The organism is Actinoallomurus acaciae (genome assembly GCF_042429965.1).
GTDB lineage: Bacteria > Actinomycetota > Actinomycetes > Streptosporangiales > Streptosporangiaceae > Actinoallomurus > Actinoallomurus acaciae.
Map to the genome: position 1 here is coordinate 1 of NZ_JBHLZP010000816.1, position 2,560 is coordinate 2,560.

Sequence of the window (2,560 nt, forward strand, 5' to 3'; positions counted from 1 at the left end):
GTGCGGGCGGAGTGCGGGCGGAGTGCGGGCGGAGTGCGGGCGGAGTGCGGGCGGAGTGCGGGCGGAGTGCGGGCGGGGTGGGGGTCTCGGTGGCTGGAGTGCGGGGCTCGGTGACTGGTCAGGGGTGGTCGGTGGCGCGGAGGGCGGTGAGGGTGTTCCAGGCTCGGGTGGCCAGTTGCAGGTTGAAGTACGTGTCCGGGTCGGCCAGGTCGTGGCCGGAGATCTCCCGGATCCGGCGCAGGCGATACTTCAGCGTGCTGCGGTGGATCGCGAGTGCCGACGTCGTCGCCTCGTAGCTGCGTCCGCGCTCCAGATAGCGGCTCAGCGTCTCCACCAGTTCCGACCCCTTGCGCGCGTCGTAGTCGAGCAGGTCCCCGAGCCACTCGCGGACGAAGCCCTCGACCGTCGCGGGCTCGCCCACGTCCGCGAGCAGCCGGTACACCCCCAGCCGATCGAACTCCGTGGCCTGGTGATCGCCCGTGACGGCGGTCTGGAGCCGCAGCGCGAGCCGGGCCTCGTGGTAGGAGCGCGACAGGTCCAGCGGCCGGTCGTACGCTCCGCCGACGCCGATCCGGCACAGGCCTCCGCCGAGCTCCCGGCGTACGGCCTCGCGGAAGCGCGGCCACGGCCGGTCGGTGTCGGACAGCACGACCACCTCCCGGCTCCGTACGGCGAACAGCGAACCGACCCCGGTGTCCCGCATCGCCGCGCCGACGGCGCGCCCGAACCCCTCGTCGACCGGGCCCACGACGACGACCACCCGGTGCGGACGCCGCAGGTCGTAACCGAGGGCGTCGGCGCGGGCCAGCACGGTCTCCTCGCTCGCGCCGGACAGCAGTTCCTCGACCAGGTCACGCCCGAGCCGCAGTTCGGCCTCGGCGACGTTGTGCAGATGGGCGAGTTCGAGGCCGAGGACGGTCGCGGCGTGCTGAAGGGCGACGCGTTCGGAGCGGCCGGCCGACTCCCCCGGGTCGATCAGGGCGAGCAGGCCGAGGACGTCGTCGCGCGGGCCGGCCGTGACGACGAGCCGGTCCTGGCGCCGCAGGGGCCGAGATGATCGCACCGCCTCGTTCAGCGTCCGCTCGCGCGACTCCCACGGCTCCTTCGGGTAGGGGTCGGGGCGGCGAGGCCCGGCCCAGGCCCGCAGGTTCCCGTACCGGTCCTCGACGGCGATCGGGTAGCCGGTCAGCTCGTGCAGCGCGGTCGCGATGCCCTCTGGCCCCTCGCCCGCCGCCGCGACTCGGGTGAGGCGTTCGTGCACGTTCGTGCTGAACTCCAGTTCGGCGACGGTCTCGGCGAGCGCGGTGTTGGCGGCGCGCAGCCGTTCGGCGTCGGCCCGCTGGCAGGCCCGCTGCCGGGCGCCGGCGATCGCGATCCCCGCCTGCTGGGCCAGCACGCGCAGCAGGAACTGTTCCGCCGAGGTCGGTTCGCCGTCGGCGCTCGCCACCAGATAGCCGAGATGACCGTCCAGGCTGCGCAGCGGGAACGCCCACGCCCACGCGCGCCCGAGCACCGCCACCGGCCCGCCGGCCACGCTCAGCACCGCGAACTGGGTTTCAAGATCTCCCCGGGCGTCCGAGGTGGCGTGGACGCCCGGCACCGCCTGCCACCCGCCCTCGGTGAGGTGGACGCCCTCCAGCCGGCACTGCCCGAGCGAGGGCACGGCCGTGGCCGTCAGTCCGAGGATGTGGTTCTGGTCGTCGCTCTCGCTCATCACCATGGACAGGGCGAGCAGCGACCGCATGCCGGACAGTTGATCCTGCGGGGACGGGCCGGGCGGCGACTCCGGAATAATCGGCATCGCGACATGTCCCCCATCCGTCGCGTGGCGGCGCACCGGGTCCCGTCGCGACCCCAGAAAGCGCGATGACCAGCCATTTCCCCCCTCTTACCAGCATACGTACCCAGTTTCGGAACCACCGGCCCCCAAGGACGGTGCGCGCTGATCGTTTCGACCCTCGGGGACACCCGTCAGGTCGGAGTACGCGGGGCCGGTCGAGTCCCGGACCGTACGGGAGCGTGGTTTTGGCCCCGCGGTGACCTGTCGGGCCCTGGTCGCTCACTGGACGCTGGAGCCATGACGGCTACCGTGTCCCGTGATCCGGGCCCGGCGGCGAGGACGATGCGCGGCCGGAGGCGCGAATGGACCACGGTGCTCGGGCTGCTGAAGGCGGCCGAGTCCGGGCGGCCGGGGACCCTCCTGGTGGAGGGCGAGCCGGGCTCGGGCAAGAGCCTGCTGCTGGATCAGGCGGTGCGCGAGGCCGCCACGCGCGGCCTGATCACGGTCGCCGGCCGGGCACGGGAGTTCGGCTCGCCCGCACCCGCCGAACCCCTCCTGACCGCCTTCGACGAGCCGTTGCCGCCGGAACCGCGAATCGAGCGGCTGCGGTCGGCCCTGGACCGGCGCGCCGACGCGGGTCCCGTGCTGGTGGCGCTCGACGATCTGCAGTGGGCCGATCCGGACACGCTCGCGGCCCTGGAGCCCCTCGCGTCGCGGCGCACCCATCACGCGGTGGCCTGGCTGCTGGCCCGGTCCACTGATCCGGGCCGGGGCGCCGCG

Annotated in this window: 2 protein-coding genes; one reads left to right on the forward strand and one right to left on the reverse strand. The window is 73.9% G+C overall.

Features of this window, described 5'->3' with window-relative positions; translation table 11 throughout:
• Nucleotides 1–118: 118 nt before the first annotated feature.
• Complete coding sequence (locus tag ACFFNX_RS47450; protein WP_378212991.1) at nt 119–1,801, reverse strand: PucR family transcriptional regulator; 1,683 nt, start codon at nt 1,799–1,801, stop codon at nt 119–121.
• 276 nt (nt 1,802–2,077) lie between these two features.
• On the opposite strand from ACFFNX_RS47450, the gene ACFFNX_RS47455 reads away from it, so the two are divergent.
• The coding region (locus ACFFNX_RS47455; RefSeq protein WP_378212992.1) for an ATP-binding protein at nt 2,078–2,560 on the forward strand (483 nt) is incomplete at its 3' end.